At 44.6% G+C, this 24705-nt stretch carries 15 protein-coding genes and 1 tRNA gene; 10 read left to right on the top strand and 6 right to left on the bottom strand.

Annotation, left to right across the window (positions count from 1 at the left end):
• Window positions 1-30 precede the first annotated feature (30 nt).
• The 4 genes from DYD21_RS13565 to DYD21_RS13580 all read left to right on the top strand — a co-directional run bounded on the left by DYD21_RS13565 (window position 31) and on the right by DYD21_RS13580 (window position 9612).
• Window positions 31-3486 carry a SusC/RagA family TonB-linked outer membrane protein gene (locus DYD21_RS13565; RefSeq protein WP_116037543.1) on the top strand — a complete coding sequence of 1152 codons (3456 nt, stop codon included), beginning with the start codon at window positions 31-33 and terminating at the stop codon, window positions 3484-3486.
• A 47-nt stretch (window positions 3487-3533) separates the two neighbouring features.
• On the top strand, window positions 3534-5015 hold the full coding sequence (locus tag DYD21_RS13570) for a RagB/SusD family nutrient uptake outer membrane protein (protein ID WP_116037544.1): 1482 nt from the start codon (window positions 3534-3536) through the stop codon (window positions 5013-5015).
• Window positions 5016-5393: 378 nt separating this feature from the next.
• On the top strand, window positions 5394-8015 hold the full coding sequence (locus DYD21_RS13575) for a hypothetical protein (RefSeq protein WP_147303590.1): 2622 nt from the start codon (window positions 5394-5396) through the stop codon (window positions 8013-8015).
• Window positions 8016-8283: 268 nt separating this feature from the next.
• Complete coding sequence (locus tag DYD21_RS13580) at window positions 8284-9612, top strand: serine hydrolase (RefSeq protein WP_116037546.1); 1329 nt, start codon at window positions 8284-8286, stop codon at window positions 9610-9612.
• A 130-nt stretch (window positions 9613-9742) separates the two neighbouring features.
• On the opposite strand, the gene DYD21_RS13585 is transcribed toward DYD21_RS13580, so the two are convergent.
• The gene (locus DYD21_RS13585) at window positions 9743-10657 is read right to left on the bottom strand and encodes a hypothetical protein (RefSeq protein WP_199535546.1); all 915 of its coding nucleotides are present in this window, start codon (window positions 10655-10657) and stop codon (window positions 9743-9745) included.
• 254 nt (window positions 10658-10911) lie between these two features.
• Between DYD21_RS13585 and DYD21_RS13590 the strand changes: the two genes are divergently transcribed.
• The gene (locus tag DYD21_RS13590; RefSeq protein WP_116037547.1) at window positions 10912-11907 is read left to right on the top strand and encodes a glycoside hydrolase family 43 protein; all 996 of its coding nucleotides are present in this window, start codon (window positions 10912-10914) and stop codon (window positions 11905-11907) included.
• Window positions 11908-12259: 352 nt separating this feature from the next.
• Here DYD21_RS13590 and DYD21_RS13595 read toward each other — a convergent pair.
• Window positions 12260-12332, bottom strand: a tRNA-Arg gene (locus DYD21_RS13595).
• A gap of 142 nt (window positions 12333-12474) precedes the next feature.
• Here DYD21_RS13595 and DYD21_RS13600 point away from each other — a divergent pair.
• The gene (locus DYD21_RS13600) at window positions 12475-12618 is read left to right on the top strand and encodes a DUF2256 domain-containing protein (RefSeq protein ID WP_116037705.1); all 144 of its coding nucleotides are present in this window, start codon (window positions 12475-12477) and stop codon (window positions 12616-12618) included.
• Window positions 12619-12697: 79 nt separating this feature from the next.
• Here DYD21_RS13600 and DYD21_RS13605 read toward each other — a convergent pair whose 3' ends face one another.
• On the bottom strand, window positions 12698-13282 hold the full coding sequence (locus DYD21_RS13605; protein ID WP_116037548.1) for a DJ-1/PfpI family protein: 585 nt from the start codon (window positions 13280-13282) through the stop codon (window positions 12698-12700).
• Between the two features lie 262 nt (window positions 13283-13544).
• Here DYD21_RS13605 and DYD21_RS13610 point away from each other — a divergent pair, with 262 nt between their 5' ends.
• Window positions 13545-15902 (top strand): outer membrane beta-barrel family protein, encoded by a 2358-nt coding sequence (locus DYD21_RS13610; RefSeq protein ID WP_116037549.1) that lies wholly within the window; start codon window positions 13545-13547, stop codon window positions 15900-15902.
• Window positions 15903-16689: 787 nt separating this feature from the next.
• Here the strand turns inward: DYD21_RS13610 and pulA are convergent.
• Window positions 16690-19566, bottom strand: coding sequence for a pullulanase-type alpha-1,6-glucosidase (gene pulA, locus DYD21_RS13620; protein ID WP_158607291.1), 2877 nt, complete (start codon window positions 19564-19566; stop codon window positions 16690-16692).
• Window positions 19567-19798: 232 nt separating this feature from the next.
• On the opposite strand from pulA, the gene DYD21_RS13625 reads away from it, so the two are divergent.
• On the top strand, window positions 19799-20311 hold the full coding sequence (locus DYD21_RS13625; protein WP_116037552.1) for a lactoylglutathione lyase family protein: 513 nt from the start codon (window positions 19799-19801) through the stop codon (window positions 20309-20311).
• A gap of 55 nt (window positions 20312-20366) precedes the next feature.
• Complete coding sequence (locus DYD21_RS13630; RefSeq protein WP_199535548.1) at window positions 20367-21413, top strand: phosphotriesterase; 1047 nt, start codon at window positions 20367-20369, stop codon at window positions 21411-21413.
• Window positions 21414-21464: 51 nt separating this feature from the next.
• Here the strand turns inward: DYD21_RS13630 and DYD21_RS13635 are convergent, their stop codons facing one another.
• Entirely contained in the window at window positions 21465-21983 is a 519-nt protein-coding gene (locus tag DYD21_RS13635; protein WP_116037553.1) for a cupin domain-containing protein, read from the bottom strand.
• A gap of 164 nt (window positions 21984-22147) precedes the next feature.
• Between DYD21_RS13635 and DYD21_RS13640 the strand changes: the two genes are divergently transcribed.
• Complete coding sequence (locus DYD21_RS13640) at window positions 22148-23083, top strand: class I SAM-dependent methyltransferase (protein WP_116037554.1); 936 nt, start codon at window positions 22148-22150, stop codon at window positions 23081-23083.
• Between the two features lie 193 nt (window positions 23084-23276).
• On the opposite strand, the gene DYD21_RS13645 is transcribed toward DYD21_RS13640, so the two are convergent.
• A complete protein-coding gene (locus tag DYD21_RS13645) occupies window positions 23277-24542 on the bottom strand; it encodes a hypothetical protein (protein WP_116037555.1) in 1266 nt (421 codons plus the stop codon).
• Window positions 24543-24705: the final 163 nt, after the last annotated feature.

The raw sequence follows: 24705 nt of genomic DNA on the forward strand, positions 1-24705 counted from the left end.
ACGATAGAACACAAAACATAGGTGATAGGAATGAGAATACGCAGACTGATACAAAACACATTAACGGTGATTCTGTTTTTAGTGCTTCTGGGATTTACGCCTGAAGTATTAGAAGCAGGGCAGGTACATACGACTGCTCAAGCTCAGAGGGTTACCTCTGCGGAGCTTCAACAGAAATTTTACAAAGCGGATATTGAGATGGAGATCAATATTACGCTGGAAGAAGAAACACTGGATGAAGCGCTTAAACAGATTGCAACTAAAACGGGGTTAAAACTCTCCTATCGCGGAGACATTATAGATGATGAAAAAGTTACCCTGCTGAGTGAGAGCATTAGTGTTAGTAATGCACTTGATCATATTTTAGAAGGGACTGACCTTGAGTATAAAATTTCTCAGGATGGGTATTTATTAATTACTAAAAGTAATGATGTCACTGACTCAGAAATATATCAGGAAACTGTTACCGGTACAATAACTGACGCTCAAACCGGGGAATCGTTACCTGGTGTAAATATTTTAATAGAGGGCACCAATATTGGAACTTCAACGAATGTTGATGGTGAATTCAGTCTGTCTGTTCCAAACCTGGAGGTAACCTTAATCATTTCTTATATAGGTTATCAAAGCCAGGAAGTTGAGTTGGATGGCCAGTCATCGCTGGAGATCGCATTACAACCAGCTGCAGTAGTTGGAGAAGAGTTGGTTGTTATTGGATATGGCACAATGCGTCAGAGAGATTTAACCGGGTCTATTTCATCGGTACAGGTTGAAGAGCTTAACACAGTTGCCCAAAGCTCGGTCAATCAAATGTTGCAGGGGCGGGTTCCGGGACTTAATATGACAACCCGGAGTGCTCAGCCTGGCAGTGGTGTTACCGTTAACATACGTGGAGCCATTTCATCCGGAGGAGAAGCTGGTAACAGGCCGCTATATGTTATTGATGGTGTGCCGATGACAAGTTACAACTCCACAGTACCCGGCCTTACCGCGTCGGATCTCGGTTTTGGAGGTGGTGTTGACAGAGATCCTCTTAGTTTCCTGAATCCGTCAGATATTGAATCCATTTCAGTAATGAAGGATGCGAGTGCAGCGGCTATTTATGGTTCTGCAGCAGCCAATGGTGTTATTTTAATTACAACACGTGGCGGCCGCTCCGGTGATCTTCAAGTAGAGTACAGGGGAAGTTACAGTATACAATCACCTAAAGAGTATTTTCCGCTATTAAATGAACGCCAGTTTATGGAAGAGCAATCTCGGCTCTCTTACGATTGGTATCTGTATGATCATGGTCTTGCACCCTATGGAACAAATACCACAGCCGACGTTCCATTTTCTCCGATGTATTCCGAATCTGACATCTCCAATGCAGGAGCAGGAACGGACTGGATTGACCAGGTTACAAGAACAGGCAGTATTCAAGAGCACAATCTGGTTTTGAGTGGTGGGTCTGATCAGACTCGTCTTTATGGCTCGTTTAGCTTTCATGATAACCAGGCAATCCTGCAAAATTCCAGGTACACCCGATACACAGCAAGAGTAAATCTTGATCAGACCGTATCTGATGCCATAGAATTCCGCATGAGATTTAATGTCGGTCGCCAGGACGGGCAGAACGCTACGTCAGGTTCAAGCGATGGAGGTGCTGAAAAATTTCACATGATCGAGGCAGCAACTTCTGTTTCTCCAACCATCCCGGTGCGTAACCCGGATGGCAGCTATGCCCAGCACTACAATCCTCTGATTATGAATCCGGTATCGTTTATGGATATCAGAGATGAATCTGAGACCAATAATTTGTTTTTAGCCCCAACACTTGAGGTTAATATTTCAGAAAACCTGCGGGCAAATATTACAGGGCAAATAGACAGAGAGGGAACTACCAGGGGTTTCTATCTGCCAAGGTCTTCTAACCATGCTCTGCTGTCTGAAGGTATGGCGCAGAAACATGAAAACAACCGGACCAATTATACTGGTGAAACGTTCTTAACATACGATAACTCATTTAGAGATCACAGCTTTACAGTAATGGGTGGAGCAGGAATTTACCGTGCTGAAAATTCAGGATTCAATGTAGAAGCTAATGGATTCTTTACAGATGCTTTTCAGGATTTTAACATTGGAGTAGCTCACAACTTGCAGCAAACCCGTCTGGGTTCTTATAAAAATGAACAGACGAAACTATCTCAGTTTATGCGGATCAACTATTCTTATATGGATAGATATATGCTGACTCTGGTAGGTCGCCGCGATGGGTCAAGTATTTTTGCGGAAAATCACCGGTATGGTTTCTTCCCGGGTATTTCAGCTGCATGGACTCTAACTGAAGAAAGGTTTTTACGTGAAGTTGATGCAATATCAGAATTAAAACTTCGTGTTGGTTACGGGCAGTCAGGTAATGAAACAGTTCTGGCTGGAAACACGCTTCAACTCTACAGTCCGGGCAATCAATATGTGATTGGAAATACTGTGCGAAGTGGTGTAGCGCTGAATCAGATTGCGAATCCGGATTTAACCTGGGAGACGATTACAACGCTAAATGCCGGTGTTGATTTTGGGTTTTTACGAAATCGAATCCGGGGTTCTTTAGATGTATATCAGAGAACAGCAACGGACAGGTTGGACTATAATCCTTTACCCTTCAATAGTCCAATCAGTGTAGTGGCTGATAATGTCGGTTCAACCCAGGGGTATGGTGTAGAACTTTCACTTTCCACTCTGAATATTGCAACTCCAACGGTTAATTGGTCTACTGATTTTAACATTAGTTGGTCTGAGGCGCGATGGCTGGAACGTAATCCGCGGGTACCGCTGGATCCATGGGTCGGTGAGCGGGATCTTTTAGGCACAATCTATGGGGTTCGTACAGCAGGTATCATTCGAAGTGAAGAGGATATTCCGGCTCATCAACCGAATGCGAATTTGGGTAATGTAATCTATGTAGATGAAAATGGGGATGGAGTATTAGACAACGAAGATATTGTAATCCTCGGTAATAACAGGCCGAAGTGGTCTTTAGGATTTAGAAATAATGTGGCGTATCGTAATTTCAATTTAAGTGTGTATGTCTACGGAAATCTTGATTTCCTTCGTGGAAATACATATAACCCAGATCCTGGAGCACTGCGAGTACATGGCGTTCCTGATAATACGTTAACTAACGTATCAGAAGTTTGGTCAGCTGATAACCCTGATGGGTGGAGGCCTGGAGTAGCACCAAATCCACACAGCGGTGACTTCTCAACCGGATCTGATTTTAACTTATACGATGCCAGCTTTATTCGCATTCAGGATATCTCGTTAGGCTATAACTTGCCTCAAAATGTTCTTTCGGCACTGGGTGGAATCAGAAGTGCGAGAGTTTTCTTCACTGTTGAAAACATCGGCGTGATAACAAATTATCCGGGTTTTGATCCTGAGTTCACAGAGGCAAATCCTTACCCTCATGCATACAATACATCTGTTGGCGTTGATATTCGATTTTAATTGATCAACAAAATGCTCCACAACATAAAATATTAAAAGGTGCAATTATGAAATTATTCAATTACAAATTAGTCATAGCTTCTTTAGTAGCTGTTTGCAGTATCTTCATTGCAAGTTGCGATGACGTATTAGAACCTAAAGTTTATTCGGAATTAACCCCGGAAACATTTTTCAATTCTGAAGATGATTTTAATCAGGCTTTGGTATCCATATATAGTCCATTCAGTCTTGATTGGGGGAACCTATATAATGCTGATCCCAGTAGGTATTTCGGACAAAATATGATAACGACCGAGGAACTACACTCACAATGGTGGGATGTATTTACCCATTTTAGCTGGGGCCCTTCTACCGGTCAGTTTAGTAATACATTTAATAGCGTAAGAACTGTAGCGTCGGCAACCGATATTATACATCAGCTGGAAACATCTGATGTCGCTATGCCTGATGAAGTACGAAACCGATATATAGCCGAGGCGAAAGCTCTTAGAGGTTGGCTGAATCATATTCTCTACGATATGTTTGGTCCGGTTCCTGTTCGTATGCAAGCAGAAGAACTTTATGATCTTGAGATTGATGCCCGACCTTCGGAAGAAGAATTCCTGGGATATATTATTGATGATCTCACCGACGCTATTCCGGATCTTGCAGATAACTATCATGGAAATATGGAGGGATGGGGCCGAATGAGCAAAGGTGCTGCGCGGATGGTCCTGTTACGTACGTATATGAATACCCATCAGTGGAGTTTAGCTGAAGATGTTGCCAGGGATATCGTGGATATGGGTATTTACCAATTACAGGACGACTATTACAGTGTTTTCGTTGATCGGGCTAATCTCGAAGTGATTCACGCCATTCCCGGTTCAGAAGGTGCGCCCAACTGGTGGATGCCTGAAGTACTAACTGGAAATTTTGGCAGAACTGTGGATGGTGCTCCAATTGAATTCAACCCGAACTTTACAGGCTGGACGGTTTATTGGATGCCATGGAGTTTCTATGATACGTTTGCCCCTGAAGATCAACGATTAGACGGGATCCTGGACCGGTATATTCACACCGACGGGTCATTGGTTGACAGAGAAGGTACTGAAGGATCGGTTATGCAGGGTGCTATTCCATTAAAATATACCGAGCTGGCCAATCTTAACAACCAGGGGCAGCCGATTGATAAACCGGTATTCCGTTATGCTGAAGTCCTGCTCTCTTTAGCAGAAGCCATTAACGAACAAAATGGTCCTACCGGGGAAGCTGAGGGATATCTCAATGCAGTAAGAGAACGGGTAAACTTAGATCCTTTAAATGGATTAAGTCAGGCTGATTTCCGTGATGCGTTACTTCGCGAAAGAGGACATGAATTTTATAATGAAGGGCTACGGCGACAAGATTTAATCCGTCATGGTAAATTTGTAGAAAATGCCCAGGAACGCGGCCGGCCGGCAGAGCCTCACCATGTGAGATTTCCAATTCCTAACTGGGTTATAACACAAAGTGATGGCGCTATTGAACAAAATCCTGGCTATAACTAAACCGAAATATTTTTGCGGCAGGATTAAAAGCAGTAAAGATTAATAGAGGGCTAAATAAAAAAAATACGAATTGTTCTGAGTGTTAGCTTAGCTCAATTGGGGAGGAAGGGATATGATAAAATATCCTTCTCCATATTTTAGCCTTCTGTTTTTTGCCAAACGGGATCACTCGTTATAGAAATAGTGAAGTAAAGATGTATATAAGTTGTTAGTTAATTCAAATCCATTCCATTGACAAACTTTTCGGCTTCTGTACAATTAATACATCCATCAAATAGTGGCGGTAGTGCATGAAATTGTACCAAGAAAAGGATTCATTCTTTTTTACAGGTCCGGAAATGGTAGTTCGTCTTCAAATCAAATAATTGGAACATGAATATGAAAAGTAATTTCTATAAAGATACAATTTTAAAAAACTGGTTTATCATGCTGTTGTTTTTCAGCATTACTGTACCGGTTGCGGCACAGGACACATCAGTTGACCCGGAGCGGGTTGTTATCGAAAACGGGGTAATGTATTGGGGGGAGTCAGGTGAAGAGGTGCAGCTGTTTGGAGTCAACTATTACACCCCATTTTCACAAACCTACCGGGGGCTGAATGTGATGCGCAGAGATCACAAGGAAGCTATTGATGAAGATATTTATCATTTGGTTCGCATGGGAATGGATGCCTTTCGGACCCATATGTACGAGATTGAAATCACAGACAGTTTGGGGAACCTGCTTCAAAATCATCACCTGGATCTGCATGACTATTCACTTTACAAGATGAAAAAGCATAATATCAGAACAATCATCACTCCAACAATCTATTATGGCGCTGGCTGGCCAGAAGGAAATGTAGTGGAGCCACCAGGGTTTGCGAATTATATTTCAAAAGCAGGAGCACCACGAAACAAGGAATACTGGCCGGTAATCCAAAATTACCTGGAGCAGGTCATCCACCATGTTAATCCCTATACTGGATTGAATATGATTGATGATCCAAACATCATTGCAATTGAAGTGGACAATGAGCCTTCACACAGTGGTTATGAAAGAACGCTGGAGTTTGTGAACAGTATGGCCAATCATCTTCGCGAAAGCGGATGGGATAAACCCATATTTTATAATATCACCCATGGAGTTCCGGAAGCGTATCTCGATGCTGATATTGACGGAGTAACCTTCCAGTGGTATCCGGCCGGTTTGTATGAACAGAGAGAAAAACGGTCTAACTATTTCCCTTTTGTAAGCAGTTACGATACTCCTTGGGAAGATGATGACAGATATCAGAATATGGCAAAAATCGTGTACGAATTTGATCCGGCGGATAACCTGAATAATTATGCCATTCCCATGTCAGCCAGAAGCTTCCGGGAGCACGGTATGCAATTTGCCGCCCATTTTGCATATACGGCACTTGGCATAGCACAAGCCAATAATGACTGGATTTCACACTATCTGAATTTGGTTTACACTCCGGGCAGGGCCGTAAGTATGATGATCGCCGGAGAAATTTTTCGAGAAATTGGATATATGGAGCAGTTTGATGATTTCCCGGCGGACACCACGTTTGGTGACTTTCTCATGAGTCACCATATGAACCTCAGCCAGATGAACTCTGATGAGGCATTTTTATACTCAAATGATACCGAATCATCCCCGCGGAATGAAGCATCACTTGAGCGCATTGCCGGTGTTGGCTCTTCCCCTGTAATCTCTTATTCGGGGACAGGTGCTTATCTATTAGACAAATTGGAGAGCGGAGTGTGGCGCCTGGAGGTTTTTCCTGATGCAATTCCGGTGATGGACCCGTTTGAGGGACCCGCAGATATAAACAGGTATGTAACTCATATCGAGTGGGGTGATCATCCAATGGTAATCAGCCTGAGTAATCTTGGCGAATCGTTTTCTGTAAAAGGACTTAACGAAGGGAATGAGATGACTACAACAGCGAGTGGGAAATCATTTACGGTTTCACCAGGAACCTATTTGCTGACACGAGAGGGAGTATCTAATGATGAATGGACACCAGAAAGTAGTTTTGGAACTCTTCAACTGGGTGACTATCACGCTGTTCCGTCCAATGCCGATCAGCCAGCCGTATGGCATATTCCGTCTGAGCAGGCTGAAGCTGGCGAACCTTTGACTATTTCAGCCAATGTCGCTGGTCTGAGTGATGATGATTTGGTGTTACTGAATGTTAAAACTGAATCTGGTGAAAACACAAGTGTTGAAATGGAAGAGGTTAGCCCTCATAAATATGTAGCGAATATTCCTGCCCAGATTGTCAATAATGGGGAGATACGATACTGGATTGTCATAGACCGTGAAGAAAGTACCCGGTTTATCACGTTCCCAGGCAATGTGCCGAGTGCTACATGGAACTGGGAAGATGAATACATCCAGAAGTGGACTTCCAGGGTTATAAACCAGGGCAACCCAATCCTGTTATGGGATGCTGAAACGGATGAAAATGATACGTTTCAAGGCTTTGGCGGATCTGGTGGAGCGAACTCTTCTGAGATGGTTTCAATTGATGGTTCCGATAAGGTAGCCCGGTCTGTTTCTTCAACTCAACCCACTGTAGGAAGACATACGCTGGGTTTTTCCACATTTATTGGAGATCGAATCGCTGGAATTACGTCCAATAAGCTTGATTCCTACCAGGAGATAGTTGTTCGTGCAAAGACGGATTTCGATAATCCAGCAGATTTAAAAGTCATTTTACTCGACAATGATGCGAATGCCTATAGTGCACCGATTCCAATTGACGGAACATTTAGCGAACACCGGATTCCTTTGAGTGCTTTTGAGCCGGATCGCTTTATGATGCTGCCAAGAGCATACCCGAGTGTGATGGGTGTGTGGTATGAAACGGGAGTGCCAGGACCGGTACAACCCCGAAAAATTGAGGAAATTCAATTCTACATTGATACCTCAGAAAATCCCGACTATGAAGGGGGCGATCGATACGGGTTCGCGGTTGAGGCGGTTTGGCTGGAAACTGGTGATTGAATTAGTGTAATCTCAGATACATGTCGTATAGTCTTCGGATGAGTTTTTCGAAAAATTAAGTCACGCAGTTCAAGAAATAATTCATTGATGACTCATCTGAGGACTTATGGCTTTGAATAGATTACCATATACGCATCTTTAGTTGAAAACTTAATTGTATTATAAAACAGGATTTGCTCATAACCTGAGTTCGGGTTTGAAAAAAATCGAACTCAGGTTCATATAATACTTTTATCAAATAATTTCATAGTAAAACACTCAAAAAAATATGAAGAGAATCATCCTCTATGCTGCATGTATCGTTGTCTCAATGTGGCTGCTCGGTTGTAGTAGTGAAGCAAACACCTCTGAAACGCCTCAGCAATTTAATAGTGAAGTGAACCTGAAGAATGCCGGAACCAGTGCGGCTAATGTGGCAAGTGTGGATTCCCTGCTTCAGTCTTTCGTGGATGAAAACAAAGCCAGCAGCATTGCAGCTTTTGTGGCCCGGGGTGGGGATATCGTATATCATAAAGCGTTCGGCTGGAAGGATATTGAGACCCGGGAACCTGCCACTATCGATGACTACTATATCTTGTTCTCACAAACAAAAGCAATAGTGACCGTTGCATTTATGACGCTTGTGGAGCAGGGATTAGTGGCTGCAGATGACCCGGTTTCAGATTACTTTCCCGGGATATCTGACCAAGTAGTGACTTCAGTCAACGAAGACGGGACGTATGAAACTCGCCCTGTTAACTCACCGATGACATTTGCCCATTTGATGTCACACTCATCAGGTTTAAATGCAGGTCCCGTAGGTCAGATCCGTCGCGAGGAGATGCAAAGGGTCCGGCAGTCTGCAAATGTGAGTGAAAATGATTCGCCAGCGGGGCAGCGCAGCGGTGGCAGTGATCCCGAAGCACGATTTTTGGAAGATGAGATGCTTTCCCTGGCCGAGTACCCGCTTGGCTTCGATCCCGGGACAGAATGGGGCTATCATATCAGTACAAATATGCTCGGTTATATGATTGAGCGAATAACCGGCAAACCGCTACGTGTATATGTGAAGGAAACAGTGTTGGACCCGCTCGGCATGGATGATACGGACTGGTACTATGATGATCCCGCTGTACTCGATCGCTTTGTGAAGGCCTACAATGCCGTTGACGGAGAGTTGGAACCTGCATCCAACAGATTTAGCCAGGCCACCGTCAGCAATCAGCAGACTTACGCAGAGGGTGCAATTGGTCTGAACGGTCCGATTGAAGATTATGCCAAATTTTGCCAGATGCTGCTCAACAAAGGTGAATTCAACGGACAACGCATATTACAGCCGGAAACGATCGAACAGATGACAACCGTGAACCAGCTGCCTGAGGTGAATTCAGGGGGAGAGGGCTTTCAGTTTGGGCTCGGATTTGAACTCTACAATGAACAGAAAAAACCGTCGCCTGAAGTTTCAAGCACGGCATTTGCTTGGGGCGGACTTTACGGAACGTCATATATTATCGATCCTGAGAACGATATGATCGCTCTGTTCTACCTGAATATGCCCCGCCACGAACCGCTATACCCGCAGTTCCTCAGTAAAGCATATCAACTGTTCGAAGAATAAGTTATGGGTATACTGATACCTTCAGCCGGAATAATGGATAAGTCCCCAACCAATTGGCAACGAATGTGTTGGGGGAGTGGGGGAATCGGTTTCTCTCCATTTTGGATGAATATCCCCCTTTCCCATTGCTCTATTCAATGTTCTTCTTCTGAACGGTCCAATGGGGAGATTCAGAAAGGCCGCTGGGCGAACCGGTAAACATCTTGCCGGCTTCTTTATCACCTTTTAGCTGCCAGAGATACCATGCTGTGGCTACCTTAGCAAATTCACCCCCGTGAGGCTCTGCATAGGTTCCCCCATGCCCAACATCCATGTTGGCCACGAAAACCGGTACATGGTTGATTCGCTTGAAGTCATCCATACCATTATTGTAAGCAATATCAGATTCACCGCCTAACATATAGAGAGTAGGTGAGTGCAGTTTTTCCAGCTGTTCTTTCGAAAGTGAAGGCATACCCTCCATCCCGTTATCAGGATTTGGCAAAATGCCGCTATTGAATACACCAACAGTTGCAATTCGTTCATCCGGGGCTACTTCAAGAGCCTGAAGGCCACCACATGACATACCGCTTACAGCGATATTCTCTATATCAATTTTGTTGTGATAGGAACTCTCGTTGTCACTGTTTTGTGCTATAGCCCAGTCTAAAGCATCTATTAACATAGAAGGCTCTGACTTATCCCTTGCCTGCTCCCCTTCCTTTGGCATGGGACCAATCGCAATTACCAGAAAGCCATGAGAAGCCACTTCACTCAAAAAGTTCACATGTTCCCAGGGAGAATTATTACACGCCCCGTTACCCCAGGTTATGACGGGTAATTTATTTTCATTCCCAAAAACATTCAGATTTTCAGGTCGAAATACAGTATGGGTGGGTAGAGTCTTTTCCGATAACATTAATGCTTTGTAGGTTCCGGTGCCTCCATCTTCTACAGTTCGTGATTGATTTTGGGCATAGGCCGAATTTAAAAAACCCGATCCGATGAGCAGCAGGGCAATAAAGATATAGTTCCAGATCTTCTTGCGATGTAAAGGTGATTTCATAAGTTGTTTATTAATGTGTTATTGAGTAACTGATGATACCTGCAGATTACACCGTAAATAATAATCGTATAGAGGATATCTGTGTCACTAAACCTGTGTTTTGCCCCATTTCATTGTTGTCCTGGAATGGAAGTTATCATAATCAAATTCCCCTCACCTGGCAATAATTTTTACAGATAAATACACTTTCTCTCTTTGGTGTTAAACTCTTTTTATTCACATTACTTTGTTCTTTCTAAAGAAATATAAATACCATGAGATTACTATTTTTCGCATTGATTTTGATTCTGAATTTTTCTTCTGTTTTTGCTCAACGCGGGGTACCCGAAGTAAGAGAAGATGTTCCTTTAGACTCTATCAGACTTAGCGACCCAGCTATTCTTGCTGATGAAGAAACACAAACCTACTACATGACCGGAACGGGTGGTTTGCTTTGGGAAAGCAAAGATCTGCGTACGTGGACGGGTCCTTTTAAGGTTGCAGAAACCGACCCTGAATCATGGATGGGGCCTGACCCCATGATATGGGCTGCAGAATTACATCAATACCAGGGTAAGTATTATTACTTTGCAACATTCACCAATAGAGATGTGGTTATCGATACGGTAAAGGGCAATACCATTCATCGGCGCGCCAGTCATGTATTGGGTAGTGATAAGCCTGATGGGCCTTACCTCCCCATGGAAGACGATATTTATTTGCCGCCGGACCTTCCCACTTTGGATGGTACGTTTTGGGTTGATAAGGATGGTAAACCTTATATGATTTACTGCGAAGAATGGTTGATTAACTGGAACGGAACCATGGAAAAAATTGAGTTAAAACCTGATTTGTCAGGTTCTGTAGGTGAAGGGGAAGTTTTATTTCGGGCTTCTGATTCTCCCTGGAGCCGGGAACTGGATGAAGATGGCAATAGTATACCCAACAAGGTTACCGATGGCCCCTGGCTGTTTGAAACGCAAACCGGGAAATTGGGAATGTTATGGACAAGCTGGGTTCATAGTGACTATGTGCAGGGAGTGGCTTATTCAGAGAGTGGTACACTTGAGGGCCCATGGGTACATCAAGAGGAGCCAATAACACCGCCAAACTTCGGTCATGGCATGCTTTTCCGAACGTTTGAAGGAAAACTGCTGATGTCGGTTCATAGTCACAAAAGTGAAAACGGACGCTACATTCGAATACCTCATCTTTTTGAAGTGGATGATTCCCAGGATCGAATTGTTGTAACAGGGCCATATCAGCCGTAACGTATTTATTTATAAACCAAAAACGCTCCTGCAAGAAGCTGGTTATAGTATCGATACTTGCTGGTGGGGATGATCTTTCTGTTTATATCAATTATTTCATTATTGAACTGTGAGACTCGGAGACCTCCTGGGTTGGAATTACCTTCAACAAAGTTAAAACCGAAATTGATTATCAATCATATATTGAAGATTGGTGATTACTGTCTATGTATCTATGATAGGTGATACGGGTACGGTGATCCTATTACGCAGGTTTTCGTCACGATGGCCATAAGATTAAAATGTGCACAGGACTATTGATACTACTGATGTTTGCTGTTTTCCCAATTCTCTAATTTTAAATTCTTAATAGTGACCCCGCCCAGACTTGAACTGGGATCTAAAGCTTAGGAGGCTATCGTTCTATCCGGTTGAACTACGGGGTCAGATTCGCTGCACGTTTGTAAAGCGACTAAAGATAATGCGTATGGGTTTTAAAAACTATCGGATTGATAATGGTTGAGTTATATGTCAATCCGAAATCAGTGGATTATCAAAAAACACGTAAAAGATGAGACGGTGAGTGAATTGTCTGAACAGAATCTTCCAACAAAAATATGTCCGGTTTGTGATCGACCCTTTACGTGGCTTAAAGAGTGGGAGCGCGACTGGGAAAAACTAAAATACTGCAGCGAACGGTGCCGGCGGAATAAAGATGTTTTAAAAAATTAGAATAAGGCATGTATTCAACAGACTGTTTTTCTGTATAGAACATAAAACAAATCGTAAAATCCATGCCTTATTTTTTTGATCAGCCATGGGTAATCTTAGTTCCAAGCACTTTCAGGAATTCTGCCAGCCATTTTTGATGTCCCGGCCAGGCAGGGGAGGTTACGATATTTCCGTCCACCACAGCTTCTGTGGGCTCAACTTCTTTGTAATCAGCTCCGGCAAGTGTTAATTCCGGTCCGCATGCCGGGTATGCTGTAAGTTTTCGCCCCTCGATGCCGCCGGCTGCAGCCATAATTTGCAGTCCGTGGCAAAGTGCCGCAATCGGTTTATCTTCATCAAGAAAATGACGTGTCATTTTCAGCACATCTGTATTTAACCGCAGATACTCCGGCGCACGTCCGCCCGGAAGCACAAGAGCATCGTAATCTTCCACGATAACTTTATCAAAATCGTAGTTTAAGGTGAAGTTGTGACCGGTGAGCTCTTTGTATGTTTGATCTCCCACAAAATCGTGGACGGCAGTCGGGCACTGTTCTCCCTCTTTCTTATCGGGGCAAACGGCATGCACAGTATGCCCCACCATCTGCAGTGCCTGAAACGGCACCATAATTTCAAGATCTTCACCGTAATCTCCCACAATCATCAGAATTTTTTTTGCACTCATAATAAATGGTTTTTTGAGTTGAAATTGACAAAACGAAAACGTGTTTAAACAAAAGAAAGTTCTCCTTACAAGATTGATAGTCAATAATTTAAATACACAGGAATGAGTATTTGATGATTTCCTGGATACAATTTTAGAGATTGTAAAATGAACCGCTAAAGTTGTTTTAAGATGTTAAAGAGTTGAAAACGGGAGAGATATGTTCCAGATAATTGTAATTATGGATACGTAATGCACAACTATAGTTTAAAACCGATCAGTTTTGAAACAAATTCTACTACTTGTTTTTGGGATTATTTTTCTGATTCCGATGTCGCTTTTTGCAATAAATATTTCTGATGATACTGCAATTGAAGGAACGGTTATAAATTCAGAGGGCTTGCCGATTGCAGGTGCAACGGTTGCGGTTTTTATTCCGGGCGAAGATCAGCCTGATTCAGGAACGGTTACAGATGAATCGGGAGAGTTTACACTGCCGGTATCCCCTGACAGCTACGTACTGAGTATCTCATTCATTTCTTACGATGATTATGAACGCAATATTACGGTTACAGAAGGTGAAGTTATAAATGTAGGTGAAGTTACGCTCACAGAGGCGAGAGCCGATCTGGATGAAGTCGTTATCGAAGCGGAACCGCGGTCTATGGAGATGCAGTTCGATCGGAGAGTGTATCGTGCAGATGACGATATCGATGCATTTGGCGGCACGGCTCTCGATATGCTGGATAATATTCCATCCATCGAAAGTGATTTCGACGGTAACCTGAGCCTTCGGGGCAGTGACAATGTCCGTGTGCTGATAAACGGAAGATCATCAGCGCTTTTGAGCGGCGGAACAGAAGCACTTGCTGCTATTCCAGAGGAGAGTATCGAGCGAGTGGAAGTGATTACAAATCCATCGGCCCGGTACCAGGCTGAAGGGGATGCCGGTGTGATAAACATTGTGCTAAAGAGAAATCGTGTTGCCGGCTTTAACGGATCAGCCCTCGGGCGTCTTGGTTTACCGAATGACAGCCGGGGATCACTGAATCTCAATTTCCTGTCGAATAACGTAAACTGGTTTACCAATTTTGGATTCCGCTTCCGTGAACGCCCTGCACGCGGAAGCCGGTTTCAGCGTTTTGAATCTGCCGATACCTCATATACCTACGATCAGTCGCAGGACAGGGTGAGAGATGAGATACGGGGGGATGGACGAATCGGGGCCGAAATTTTTATCGGTGAGACTCAGACACTCACTCCGTCAGTCTTTTTCAGATATCGGGATCGGGATAACAGTACGGAAACGCTTTACAGGGATATGGATTTGCAGGGAAATATGCTTCGAGAGATCTTTCGTGAGGATGCCGAGAATAGTAACCGAACAAATGTAGAGTTTGAGCTTGCCTACGATAAAGAGTTTGAGGATGAGAACCGCCGTCTTCAAATCGACGCAAAGTTTGACTATCAGCCTGAACAGGAATCCAGCGACCTGTTTGAAAGAAATGTGTTAGCGGATGATTTCCTCGGTCAGCAGCGAACCGATAACCGGGAAGAGATTACCGATCTTCAGTTTAATGCGGACTACGTGCACCCTATCGGGGAATCGGTAGAGTTGGAAGCTGGCGGGCGATCTTCTTTTCGATGGGTAGATAATCGCTATGATCTTGAAGAGTTTTCAAATGGCCAGTGGACTTCAATTGATGATTTTAGTTCTGATTTCAACTACTATCAGAACGTAAATGCAATCTATGCGATAGCATCAACGCAGCTTGGGGATTTCTCCATTCAAGGCGGCATCCGGGGTGAACAGACAATCATCGAAACAGAAGTTGAACTGGGGGGAGAATCATCACGAAGAAATTATCTCGATCTGTTTCCAAGCTTGTTTTTAGGTTATGAATTCAATGAGAGAAACAGTGTTCAAGCCAGCTACAGCCGGCGGCTCTCCCGTCCGCGTTTCCGAAATATTCTTCCTTTTTCAAATTTCAGGGATTCGAGAAATATCTTTACAGGAAATCCCGGATTGGATCCTGTTTACAGTAACTCTTATGAGTTGAGTTATTTGAGATACTGGGAGTCCGGGTCTGCAAGCACCACAGTATATCATCGTTACAGAACAGGCGTAGTGGAACGAATTACCGATGTGATGGATGATGGTGTAACACGCCGATTTCCGATTAATCTTTCAACACAGAAAAACTGGGGTGCAGAATTTGCGATCAGCCAGGATATCTGGGAAAATTTCAGGGTTCGGACCAGCCTCAACTATTTCACATCAGATACGGATGGAACCTACGAAGGGGAACAGTTTCAGCGCGATGCAACTGCGCTATTTGGTCGATTCAGAGTCCAATGGAGTATCACGGATAATTTAAGAGTTCAATCTACATTTCGATACCGCGGCCCAAGAAATACAACCCAGGGCAGGCGTGCAGCGTCCCATTCCGTCAATTCAGGAATTTCTTATGAATTGTTTGATGGTGATGCTACACTATCACTCAGCGGACGGGATCTGTTCAATACCCGTGGAAGAGATATTATTATTGATGAACCCGGTTTCTATTCCCGTGATCAATACCAGTGGCGAACGCGATCCATCCGCCTCAATTTTGTGTACCGGTTTAGCGCGTTTAATTGATAGGGGTTTTTTTAAATGCAGTCATGCCGCACTTGATGCGGCATCTCCCATCCTCGTTCGATTTAAAGATTCTGCCACTGGCAAATCATTACTCGTTGAAACGATGGTGGATCGCGGATAGGGGTCCGCGATGACGTTGGTAAGATTATTATTTTATTAAAGTCATAACGCACCTGATACGGCATCTCCCATTCCGGTTCGAATTGTTGATTCTGCTATTGGCAAATCATAGCTCGTTGAATCGACGGGAGATCGCGGATCGGGGTCCGCAATGATGTTGGTAAGATTATAATCTCATTAAAGTCATATCGCACTTGATGCGTATCTCCCATCCCGGTTCGATTTAAAGATTCTGCCATTGGTAAAAACCCGTCTCGTAGAGACGATATATTTGTAGAAAAAGAAGGTGCACCCAATACAAGATGTTCCGTAGGAACAATATGTTGTTTTGAACAGGCTTGAAGCCGGCAACATATCGATGTGCTCTGAAAAACATATCGTAACTGCGGCACGCGGTGGAATGCGCCATCATTTTTCTCCGAATATAATGCTTCGGTGGGAGCAAACAGCTGAGCTGTTTTGTTCGTACGCTCCGGTGCAAAGCACCAGAACGAGATGTGAAACGACGGGAGATCGCGGGTCAAAAACCCGCGATGACGTTGTCAGGGATTAGATCTCATCAGACATGGTATTTTTTAAGAACGCCTTTCACATTTAGATTACGATCAACAAATGCCTGAAGCTGTTGAGCGTGAATTCGTGCACGAAAAATACCATGTCTCAGCCATCACTCCATCACCGGATTACAATGAAATTCACCCTGCCCGCCGGATTGCGGCTTAACAAATACGGCGGCCGTTAACGGCGGTACGGTAATCAGCCCGTTGATCGCGGAAGCTGACCGAACCGCATCATCCACACCATTTTGTTGTACCGGGTGAAGTTCCAAACCCTCCATTCCGGAATCAAACTGTTTGGGCCTGAGATCAGAATTGAACAGCACAAGAATTCCGTCATGATTCTCATCCAGCGAGGGGCCGGCGCACTGTCCATCCGATAGGGTCATCGCAATCAGGCCGGGATCCTGCGCTGATCCGGTATTGTGAAATCCTACGCGACGATGAATCTCATCCGCGCTCTGGATACGAAAGAGGGGAGAGCTGTATCGAATCTCAAGCTGCTCCAGGAACTGCCGGTGGGCCTGCTCCATATGCTCTTTTTCAACGCTGATGTTAGGGTTAGTCATAAACTCTTTGTGATCATCCCAGCGGTCGGCATTATCCCACTCCGGAGGCAGGCCGGTCGCCCATTTGTGGGTTTCCATGGTGTAATCCACTGCGTTATACCAGTCACCGGACACATAGCTGTTTCGGTCCATCGATTTTGAACGCAGCAGATCGGTGCCCAGCTGGTAAAACGGGATGCCCTGACCGAAATTCAGAAAAGCGTTGCTGAGCATGTGAATCCGCACGCGCTCATCCATTCCGAGATCGAATGGGAGTTTGGCCTGGGTGTTGTCCCACAGCGTTTCGTTGTCGTGCTTGTCGATATAGTTGACTGACTCCTGCGGATTGAGTGCATACCCAATCATTTCATTGCCGCCATCCACGCGTTCATCACTCCGGTTAAGATAGGGATAGGTTGATAAATTTCCGGTCATGCCCACCCGAATGCGATCGGCGTGGCTGAACAGCGTCTGTTTTTCATCTTCCAGATCTCCGGTCACTTCTTCATTGGGGAAAAGGTAACGGCCGGTAGCAAAACCCTGGTCGCGGCCCGAGCCGGCAAAGAATCCGCCCCGAATCGCATCGCGTATCCGGTCATTGAAATTCCCGATCCCGGTGCCGCCCATCATAAACTGAGTTGCCTGGTCGAAGATGCGGTTGTCAGCTACTTCGCCAAAATTCCATCCTTCACCGTAAATGTAGATTTTGCTGCCATCCACGCCGTGTTCTTCGGGCGTGAGCTCTGCGAGAGCATCGAGCAGGTTCTCCATCACATATTTGGGATGGTGTCCCATCAGGTCAAACCGAAACGAGTCGATTTTGTAGTGCTTCGCCCAGAAGATTACCGAATCGAGAATCAGGCGCTCCATCATTGCAAATTCGGCGGCGGTGTTGGGGCAGCAGGTCGATTGCTCCACATCTCCGGTATCGGGATTGAGCCGCTGGTAGTAGCCCGGCACTACTTTATCGAGCACAGAGTAGCGGGAGTCGCCCGTGGCGTGGGTGTGATTGTAAACCACATCTACTACGATATTCAGGCCAATTTCATAGAGGCTTTTCACCATCTCGCGGGTCTCCAGGATCCGCTGAGTTCCATCGGGATCGGTTGAATAACTCCCCTGTGGTACGTTAAAATGATAGGGATCGTATCCCCAGTTGAACCCGTCGTGACGTGAAAAATTGACGGACGTTTCGCCTCGTTCGGCATAGGTTCGCTGGATCTCTTTGGTGATGGGATCCTCATCGGCCATCTGTTCAAACACTTCCCAGATGGGTGTATCGCCATATTTGTCGCAGTTCTCCTGCAGTCCCTCAACTTCTACAATTTCGCAGATTCTGCTGTAGGGATCATCCAGATCAACCCGCAATTCCCAGTTTTCATAAATGGATGCAATGTCGTTGATCGGCAGCAGGTGGAGGTGGGTCAGCCCGGCATCGGAAAGGCGCTGCAGGTGTGCCATTCCGTCTGACAAATCACGCCCGTTCACTCCATTGTGAGAAAACGCCATATAGGTGCCGCGATGCTCTTCCGGAACGGTTTGATCGATGACGCTGAAATCCCTCATATGTGCTTCGTAGAGTGTTATATCAGCGTGATCCGGCAATGTTTTGACCAGGTTATCCCATCCTTCCGGTTTGAGATCATTGCTGGTCACATCCACAAACTGGCTGTATTCGCTATCGGTAGCCAGGCTGACCGAGTAGGGATCGGTAACCTTGAAATTGTGAATCTCACCCGTTTCGTGATGGTAAACCTGCACATCAAACCGATAGAACATTCGGTCCCAGCCGGCCGGCCCATCAAACCGCCAGACGCCATCCCGTGGAGACGAATCAGCAGGATTGATCTCTTCCGCCAGGTTTTTCTCATCATCATACAACCTCAGTGTCACCGATTGTGCGGTAGGCGCCCAGAGGTTCAACCTGATGGAATCATCGCTATATACCGGGCCAAGATCGCCATCAAAAATAAACAGGTCATCGATCACTCCGTGAGTTTGTACTTGCGTAGCCTTGAGCGGACGGCCATCTTCATCTTTTGCAACGGTCACAAGTTGTCCTTTTAGTGCCTCATGAATTTGGTCATGGTTTGCATCGAGCGAATAAACCGGGCGATGTGAAATGTGACGAAATTTGTCCGCCAAAGCATCAGAAAGATCAGCATCAGGCGATAATGAAATCGATTCCCCTCCGGTAACTCCATAACCGGTGATTTGAATGTCGGCATCCTGGCTGTAATAAAGTTCGAATCGACTCGCATCTTCCCCGGCGTCCCATATCAGGCGATCGGACGAAACCCAGTGTGCGGCTGCGCCCTTAATAAAAATTTCTGAGGGTTCTGTTTGATCGATCTCCTGCTGCTCGGTTTGATGTGTGGAGGAACAGGCAGCCAGGAGTATTGCAAGAGTTGAAAGAGTTACCAGTGAAAGTTTTTTCATAAAACGTGAATAGGTCGATTCGTTGAGCTTTTTAAACATACTGGTCAAACTTACGGAATTAGGATTGATAATTCCCATTGAACCGAAATCGGTAAATCGTTTGTACCTGAAAAGATCATCAAAAAAACATGAGAAAATTTGCAATTCACTTTGTCTATGATTAATTGATGGTATTGCATGTCATATCGTTCGTGTTATAATTCATTGAATAAACCTTCATAAAATTATCATTATGACCATAAAAAAGGCATATCCTAAATCATTTTCTCACATAGGAATAACCGTTCCGGATATCGAAAAAGCAGTGAAATTCTACACAGAGGTAATGGGGTGGTATATCATTATGTCGCCCGATACAGTTGTTGAAGAGACGGATTCAGCAATAGGCAAAATGTGTATTGATGTATTTGGTGAAGGCTGGGGAGAGTTTCATATCGCTCATTTATCAACTTCTGATGGTATTGGAATTGAATTATTTTCTTTTCCGAAAGTTGAAAGCAAAGCCCCTGAATTTAATCCGTTCAATACCGGCCTTTTTCATTTCTGTATTCAGGACCCGGAAATTGAGGATCTTGTTGAGAAAATTGTTTCTCACGGTGGGAAACAGAGAATGCCGGTTCGGGAATACTATCCGGATGAAAAACCCTACAGAATGTGCTATGTTGAGGATCCATTTGGAGTTGTGTTTGAGATTTATAGTCATAGTTATGAACTCACATACTCATCCGGCGCTTATTCTGAATGATCCGATCTGTACAGATCAATAGGGTTGATTTCTGAATTTCTAAAAAATCAGGCATATGAAAAAAACAAAAATGTACCTATTGCTGAATGTGTTATTCTTATTGATGATTGTTGTCGTGATGCTTGGCAATCAGCATGTATCTGAAGATGCAGATCAGGTTCAAATCATGACAGTCAATGGTCCTGTTTCTGCATCAGAAATGGGAACCACACTTATCCATGAACATGTGCTGGTTGATTGGATTGGGGCAGACAGCACAGGGTATCACCGATGGGACCGAGAAGAGGTTGTTGAGCGGGTCCTTCCCTTTTTTGAGGAAGCACGGGAGCGGGGTGTTCAAACGATACTGGAATGTACGCCGGCCTACCTTGGCCGTGATCCCTATATCCTGCAGGAACTCTCCAGGAGATCAGGCATACAGGTTTTGACCAACACAGGATATTACGGTGCAGTGGAAAACCAATTTATGCCGGCACACGCCCGCGAAGAAAGTGCTGAAGATCTTGCCGGGCGCTGGATTACAGAATATGAAGAAGGTATTGACGGAAGCGGCATCCGGCCGGGTTTCATGAAAATTTCAGTAAAAGGGGAGGGACCACTTTCTGATCTTCATCAGAAGATTGTCCGGGCCGCAGCACGTACACATCTGGAAACTGGACTGACCATTGTTTCCCACACCACGGGTGATGAACCGGCTTTAGCCCAGGTTGAACTACTTGAACGAGCCGGTATCTCACCCTCAGCATTCGTCTGGACACATGCCCAGGCCGGTACTCTTGAAACCCAGATTGAGATCGGAAAGAAAGGAGGCTGGATCTCACTCGATAATTTCAATTACAACCCCGATGACGGCGGCAATCTCGAGTGGTTTCTTGGGCGAATAACCGAACTGGATAAAGCAGGTCTGCTCCACAGGGTGCTGATTTCACACGATGCCGGTTATTTCAATCCCGATGAACCGAATGGAGGTGATTTTCGGAGCTACACTGACCTTTTTGAGCATTTGCTGCCGGCACTGCTGGAAAATGGATTCACCGACGATGATATTGATCGATTACTGGTTCAGAATCCACAAGAAGCGTATGGTATCCAAAGGAGATAGACGGGCCAGCCGGAATCAAAAATGCTGATAAGATTTGAGGAGGAAAAGCCTCTATTTTCTATTATTCTGATCTTTCCAGATCACCGGCACTCCTTCATCTTTGCCCAGCAGCGGATCCGTGGCCGGAATCGGAACGGCGGCAATATTTTTATCGGCCTGCGGACGCTCTCCTTTTTCACCGGTTTTCATATCATAACTACTGCCATAAGGATAGGCGCCCACAACCATAAAATCACGGCTGCTGCCAAGATTTTTGTGGGCTACACCTGCCGGAATTACAATAACATCTCCCGCTTCCACATCTAATTTTTCACCCTGTTCGCCTCCCAGGTGCAGCTTTGCATTGCCAGAATAAACACCCAAAACTTCGTGTGATGTGCTGTGATAGTGATGATAGCTGAATACGCCGTTCTTCCAGGCATTTGTCCAGTTGTTAATAGCAAAACAGTTAATCAGCCACTCTGCTCCACCATTTCCACGCTGATCGAATACCTGTTGATACAGAAGTAGCGGGAGTGAATTATTGGGTATTAAACCGTCGTCTTTAAAGACATATTGTGTTGGTTTCATGAGGATGATAGTTTGGTTAGTTCTCTGGATTCTTTAATTAATATGTATTTTATGGCCGAATATGTTTCCCTTTTTATGCTATTTAACTGATGATTAAAACTCATCAGATTTCATAGAATCAGTTTAACTACAGTGAATACATTTTAACGATAGATGTTCAGAATATGAAAAATCCCTTGCGGAAAACTGTGATCAAAATCAGGCAATTGAGAGAGGCGATGAGTATGGTCAAATCAACAAACTTTCGTTTCCTGCGATTTTCACCACCGGGCCATTTCTACTCACCGATTCCTGATTATGAATCGTTAAAAAATCGAAAACCACTATTTAATCAAGATGTAAGAGAGATTCCCGGTCTTGAATTAAGGGAAAAGAAACAGCTTGAACTTGTGGACAGGCTAGCCGGGTTTTACCGGGAACTACCATGGAAAGAAGATGCAAAAAACTCACCGCTTCGATATCACTTCGATAACATCTACTTCAGCTATGGCGATGCCGTTACACTCTACTCAATGATGAGACACTTTCAGCCAAAACGGATGATCGAAGCCGGATCCGGGTTTTCATCCGCGGCCATGCTGGATGTGGATGAGCGGTTTTTCGACGGTGAGATTCAGTTCACCTTCATAGAACCGCACCCGGAACGTCTGCGTGAGCTTCTGTCTGATGAGGATTTAGACCGGGTCTCAATACTTAGTCAGCCCGTGCAGCAGGTGGATCTGTCGGAATTTGAACTGCTGGATGAAGGGGATTTTTTGTTTGTCGATTCATCCCATGTATCCAAAACGGGATCGGATGTAAACTTTCTGATCCATAGCGTACTGCCGGCACTGAAATCCGGAGTGATCATCCATTTTCATGATATATTCTGGCCGTTTGAATATCCCAAAAAGTGGCTGAAATCAGGCCGGGCGTGGAATGAGTGCTACCTAATCCGTGCGTTCCTGTTATATAACCCGCAGTTTGAAATTCTCTTTTTTAACTCTTACCTGGAAAAGCATCACCGGAAAAAGATCCGCGAAAAGCTGCCGCTTATGCTGCGTCAGCCCAGTGCCAAAATGACGTTTGGCAATTCAAGTTTGTGGCTGAGGAAGAAATAATTGGGGGACGTCTCCCCTGCCATTGCTTACTTGGTTTCGTAGTAAGTTTCCCGGGGAGGGAGGGCTGTCAATCAGATTGTAGAAAAACCGATGGACACCCCTCTAAATTTCACTACGCTTACGCTGCGTGTTCAAAAAATGAGCCCCTTGTTAGGGGAGACTTTTCACTGAATAAACAGAAATATAGTCTACTCTATTTTCTGCTAAGCTGTACCGCTTTAACGCCGCCCAAACCGGCTGCTACGAAAAGTGTACTGTTTCGAAAGGCTACATGGTTAGCTGATTCAAAATCATTAAATTTCAGGTTGCCGATCAGCTCTACTGAAAATTCATCGCCACTCGTGTATGAGGCAAGATCTTTACTCGCTTCGGCAACATACACACCGGCTTCTCCATTTGAGATGAAAATAAACTCCTCATCAGCCGAAGCCGCATTTGTTTCCACTACATCTTCATTCAATCCAAGAGATTCAGCATCTGGAACAGGAATGTTTGCAATCAGATCACCGGTGTTAAGATCAATCAGATGGGTTCCGGAGCGATTGGCTGCTACCAGGGCGAGATCTCCGTGGATCTCTACCGTACTTTTGGCTTGGGAGGTAACGGCGTTTTCAAATGTATACGAATAACTTGTAATCTCAGAGTGGTCGCTTTTGTCCAGTACGGTAATGATAATATCATTGGATTCCGGATCAGCCGATAAAACTACAATTCGGTTTTCATCCGTATCTACCCAGCGTGCTCCGGGAATCTCCAGGTACGTTACATGATTTGAAAGTCCATCTTCAAATATTGTTAAACCTGCGTTATTTCCACTTGTAACATACAATCGGTCATCTGATTGATGAATGCTGTTTGCAGCAAATCCCGGCAGACCGGCACTGACTGGATTATCATTTATGTTAAAACCCGAAAATCCAAACATCCGTGCGGCTGAAAAGCCTGCATCTTTTGTTAATAAAGGATCTTCTGAAGAGTGAGCCAGCCAAATATTGTTTTCATTGATAAAAACCGCATTGGTTTTTGCATTCGTGAACTCGATGCCTGACCGCACCCGAATGGCGTTTCTGCCGCTGCTGGTTATCTGAAGTGCATCCACGGCTCCGATATAATCATTGCCCTGAACATTATAGCTTGCTGCCGCGCGGGCACTGTTCCCAAAAACATGAACCATGGTTGCTTGTGTTTGCACATCATTTACAACCGGTGCATCGACATCTGCGATAAGATGCAGTGCAAACGAGCGCTTCGCGACAGCTTTGCCGACAGTGGTGTCTTCGCTTACAACATCAATTTCCGAATCTCTGTCTGTCAGACGGATCTCAAGGTTGGTTTCATCATTATTGATTGCATATCCCTGGTCGTCAGGGGTATCGTTATTTACACTGCATCCAATCATGCCGATGAATAAAAATAACAGAAGACCGTTAATAAGTATTTTCAGGTATTTTGACGCCATAGCTTAGATTGGTTTTTATATTCAATTATTGAAATTAATTCTCTTTCCCTAAGATTTGAACTCAGGTTTGATAGCCTCTATATGGCTATAGTTGTAATCAGTTATCGTCGATAAATGTGTATTTATAAGGAGTTTTTTTAGGAGGAGGAAATCTGTTGGGGGA

This window comes from Rhodohalobacter sp. SW132 (assembly GCF_003390325.1).
Lineage (GTDB): Bacteria > Bacteroidota > Rhodothermia > Balneolales > Balneolaceae > SW132.